The sequence below is a fragment of the Devosia sp. genome, assembly GCF_017307565.1.
GTDB lineage: Bacteria > Pseudomonadota > Alphaproteobacteria > Rhizobiales > Devosiaceae > Devosia.
On the sequence record NZ_JAFKHD010000060.1, the window covers coordinates 1 to 4,347 of the forward strand.

The 4,347-nt window shown below is 59.3% G+C and carries 4 protein-coding genes and 1 pseudogene; 1 reads left to right on the forward strand and 4 read right to left on the reverse strand.

Annotated features, from left to right (window positions below):
* From J0I64_RS01195 to J0I64_RS01210, 4 genes and pseudogenes are all read right to left on the reverse strand, one after another.
* Nucleotides 1–751, reverse strand: a pseudogene (locus J0I64_RS01195) (ABC transporter permease); the annotation flags it as partial.
* Nucleotides 752–901: 150 nt separating this feature from the next.
* Nucleotides 902–1,816 carry an ABC transporter substrate-binding protein gene (locus tag J0I64_RS01200; RefSeq protein WP_291405617.1) on the reverse strand — a complete coding sequence of 305 codons (915 nt, stop codon included), beginning with the start codon at nucleotides 1,814–1,816 and terminating at the stop codon, nucleotides 902–904.
* Between the two features lie 39 nt (nucleotides 1,817–1,855).
* The gene (locus J0I64_RS01205) at nucleotides 1,856–2,647 is read right to left on the reverse strand and encodes a PhnD/SsuA/transferrin family substrate-binding protein (protein WP_291405612.1); all 792 of its coding nucleotides are present in this window, start codon (nucleotides 2,645–2,647) and stop codon (nucleotides 1,856–1,858) included.
* Entirely contained in the window at nucleotides 2,644–3,486 is an 843-nt protein-coding gene (locus J0I64_RS01210) for a fatty acid desaturase (protein WP_366933669.1), read from the reverse strand. The genes J0I64_RS01205 and J0I64_RS01210 overlap by 4 nt, the downstream gene beginning before the upstream one ends.
* Nucleotides 3,487–4,117: 631 nt before the next feature.
* Between J0I64_RS01210 and J0I64_RS01215 the strand changes: the two genes are divergently transcribed.
* A partial coding sequence (locus J0I64_RS01215) for an LLM class flavin-dependent oxidoreductase (protein ID WP_291405615.1) occupies nucleotides 4,118–4,347 on the forward strand: 230 nt, incomplete at its 3' end.

Here is a 4,347-nt window from a genome sequence, read left to right on the forward strand (position 1 = left end):
CCGCCAGCGTGTTGGAGACAACGGGCATCAGCGAATAAAGAAACAACGCAAGCATTGCCGGCGCGGCGCCGATGCCGGCAATACCGACGGCGGCAGCGGCCGGAACGGTCGCTGCAAGCCAGGCGAGCGGGGCAATAAGAAGACCGAACAGCGCAATTGAAGGAATGGTCTGCACCGCGCTCAGTATGCCGGTGACCACGGCTCGCACGCGCCGGGTGGGATGAATGGCCATGCCGAGCGGCAGGCCGACAAGTGCAGCCGCGACCAACGACCCCAACGCCAGCGCGATATGGGTCGCCCCCTCGCGCCAGAAGACATCGGCCCGATTGGCATATTCGCGCAGTACCGAAAGATCGGACCAGATGCCCGAAACAAGGATGGTCGCGATGGCGAGCCCAACCACAAAGAGCAGGGCAATACGGGACAGCGGTTTCAGCCCCAACCGCACAACACTGTCGGCCGCAAGTAAGCCAAAGGCCAGCAATTCGAGCCAGACGCCAAGTGCCGGTGCCGTGCGCGAAATCTTGTCGCCCTCGGGTGTCACACTATCCACCGCCCAGCCCAGGCCAATGGCGAGCAAGACGAGCGCTGCGAAACTGATAGCCAGACGCGGACGCGCTTCGAGCCGCAGCAAAGCCAGCGCGGCGCCGGCACCGAGTGCCGCCAGAAGAAAATAACCCGCCCAGCCCGGCAAGGCATCGAGCAGATAGCGGGCCTCGCCCGCCACGATGCGATTGGCGCGGAACAGCACAAAGGGGCAAAAGAGCCCCGCTATTGCGAGAGCAGAGATGACAATCCCCAACCGGTCAAAGACATGCCGCGAGGATGGTGGCGTTAAACTATCTGTCATGACCAAAAGGGGTTGGGGCAGGCCGGAATGGCCCACCCCTCGATGAGACTACTACTTCAGGAAGTTGTTGGTCTTCAGCCAATCGATGGCCACGGACTGCGCGGATTCTCCGCTGACCTGAATACGGCCGTTGAGGTCCTGCAGAGTGGTGATGTCGAGCTTTGCAAAGACCGGCGCCAGCAGGTCCTTGATCTGCGGATATTCTGCGAGCACGACTTCACGAATGATCGGGGCGGGCTCGTAGACCGGCTGCACTCCCTTGTCGTCCTGGAGGACGACAAGGCCTGACGGAGCAATGCCGCCATCTGTGCCATAGACCATGGCGGCATTGACGCCGTCGGTCTGCTGCGCTGCAGCGGCAATAGTCGCGGAGGTGTCGCCACCCGACAGCGTCACGAGTTGTTCGGGCTTAAGGGTGAAGCCGTAGACTTCCTGGAATTTCGGAAGAGCCGCAGGCGAACTCACGAACTCGGCCGACGCTGCCAGCTTCACCGAACCACCACCGGCGACATACTTGCCGAAATCGCTGAAGGTCACGAGACCATTGGCTTCAGCAAGATCCTTGCGGAGGGCTACGGCCCAAGTGTTGTTGGCCGGCGCTGGCTGCAGCCAGACCACCTTGTTGGCTTCGAGGTCGAGCTTCGCGGCTTCGGCATAGGCCTTGGCGGCATCGTTCCAGAGCGGATCGTCGGCCTTGTTGAAGAAGAAGGCGGCATTGCCGGTATATTCCGGATAGATATCGATCTGGCCTGCGACGATAGCTTCGCGCACGACCGAGGTGACGCCAAGCTGGATTTTTTCCGTCACCGGCACGCCATTGGCTTGCAGCACCTGCGAGATGATGTTGCCCAGGAGCCCACCTTCGGTGTCGATCTTGGATGACACGACGACCTGCGCATTGGCGAGGCTGGTAGTCAGTGCCAGGGCAAGGGTTGCCGCGGCAAGTTTGGTCAGTAGACGCACGATAGTCTCCTTGGATCGTTGGCCGGTTGTCTTTGGGATGGTTCAAGCGAGGCGCGGATAGGATCGATCGATAGCTCGCTGTTCCATCGCAAGAATGCTGTCATAGGCTTCGTCTGGGAGTACCTCGAAGCCTGCGAAGTGAAATTCGGGATGATCCTTCCGTGCCGCCCCGCCAAAGAAGTCGACGAGTACGGCCCGCAATTTGACGAGGTCATTGTCAGATAGTGTCAGCACGGTGACGAACGGGAGGCCAGGAGCGGCAGCGGTCCAGCCAATGACCTTGATCGCATCCCGCACTTCCTGTGGTTGCAGTTGCAGCGTGACGGGATCGATCGCCGCCACATCGGCGTGCCCGTCGATCACCGATTGCAACGATGCCGAGTGGCTGCCGGTTGCAAAAGTCTCTGAGAAGAAGCGTCCATTTTCGGCGTAGACGGAAACTGCCTCGCGAAAAGTATTGTAGCCGGACTGAGAATGGACGGCGTTGTAGGCGGCGCGGCGGCCGCGCAAGTCTTCGAGGCGCTCGGCGCGATCATCGGCTCTGACGACGATCGCGCTGCTATAGTTTGGCCCGTCTGTCCCCTCGACCGCATAGATCGGTGTGCCCACATAGCGGACCCGACCATCGAGCAAGTGGCGGAGGGGATAGCCGCATGTTTGTGCAAGGAGGAGATTATGGTCGAGCCAGGCAGCTTCGAGGTCTCCGCCGCCGTCCAGCGCCACGGGCAGATCATCGAAACCAGCGGCGATCAGACGCTCACGCAGATCGACCCACAACCGATCCACCGCGCCTGCGCCCGGATCGTACATGGCCAGCGAAACTGTCCGCGTCATTCGCGTGCGTCCACGGTGCTGTGATGCGGATGCAGTAGCTTGTCATGGGGACGGACAAGGAAGCGCGCAAAGAGTTCGCCATAGTTGCGATAGACGAGGCCGCCGTTACGCTCCACTAGCGTCTCGCGGTGCGCCCGGTAAAGTGCGGGCAAATCGTACCAGGCGATGGTCGGGCGCAAGTGGTGCAGCACATGCAGGTTGTTGTTGAGAAACAGCAGCGCCAAGGGACCGCCACCTTCAACAATGGCCGTGCGTTCCTCGTGCTTTTCAGCAAAGCGGTGCTCGGCAAAAGAACGGATGCGGGTCAGCGCGCCACCGGCATAGACGAACACCAGCAGATATAGCCAAAGCGGCATCTGGCAGATCGCGAACACCCAGACCAGTACCAGCGCCACCAACACAGCCTGGATAGCCCAGATGCGCCGCCGCTTGCCCTCACCGGCGAGGATCAAGCCGAACTCGGCATGGAGGAAGAAGCCGATCATGAAAGCCGGCCCGACAAGCAGACGTCCAAGTAGAGTCTGGTTGAACCGCAGCAACGCCTGCAGCCAGGCCGGCGCCTCGCTCCAGGCCTTTTCAGTGATGTAGAAGGATTCCGGATCATCGAGCGGATCTGTCAGCCGCTCATCGCGATGGTGCTGCAAGTGGCTCAGCTTGTAGATCGGATAGGGCAGCCAGAGCGAAAGTGGCGGCCAGCCCAGCGCATCGTTGAGCGCTTTGATCCGCGTCGGATGGCCGTGAATGATCTCATGCTGCAAAGAGCTCTGCCAGGCAACGGTCCAGGCAGCAAGCGGCACGAAGAGCCAGAGCGGGATCGACTGCCAGAAAAAGGTGAGCACCAACCACCCACCATAGATCGCAAGCACCAGGGCAAGTGTAGGCCATTCCAGTGCCCTGGCACGAACATAGGGTATTGTTTGGTTAGCTTGGTGCGTCATACATGATTTAGACCACTGCGCGTGACTTTAAGTCTATAATTTGAATAGACTATATTTCTGAGCACGCTGATCGCTTGGAGTATTGGCTTCTAGCGGCGCAGCACCTTTGGCAACTTCTTGCCGTCACTCCGCTCTGACCGCCGCAAACAGCCTAAATGTCCGCCTCTTTGCCATAGATCAAAGCCAGAAAATTCCAGCGTCAAACAGGCCGAATTGTAGGGAGCACGTATGGTCATCGCCACCGCATTTGGAGCGGCCACGTAGATGCCTAAGGAGACGGTAGTTTTTTGATCACCACGACGCGAAAGAAAGTATCGGAACCAGGGCGCCGGAGACGCAGATCCAAACACCATGCTCCGGCTGAGTACTTTCGAAGCAGGATGTTTCTCTAGAAGCAGGTGCGCAAACGCACCGCTTATCTAGGACGACAGAAACAGAAAAAGACTTTCTATTCACCGCAATAAAACATCAATTTGTGTTTGTATAGAGAATTAGTAGACTTAAGCTACCCCCTGAATGAAGGGGATTTGATATGACGTATCGCCTCAGTCTTCTGGACAAGAGCCCAATCGCTCACGGCGAATCTGCTCATGCGGCGCTCCAGCGCACCATTGCCTACGCCCGGAAGGCAGAAGCGCTGGGCTATGAGCGCTTCTGGGTGGCGGAACACCACAACACACCCGATCTCGCCAGCTCTTCTCCCGAAATACTGATCGCCGCACTGGCTACAGCGACGAAAACCATTCGCGTCGGCTCCGGCGG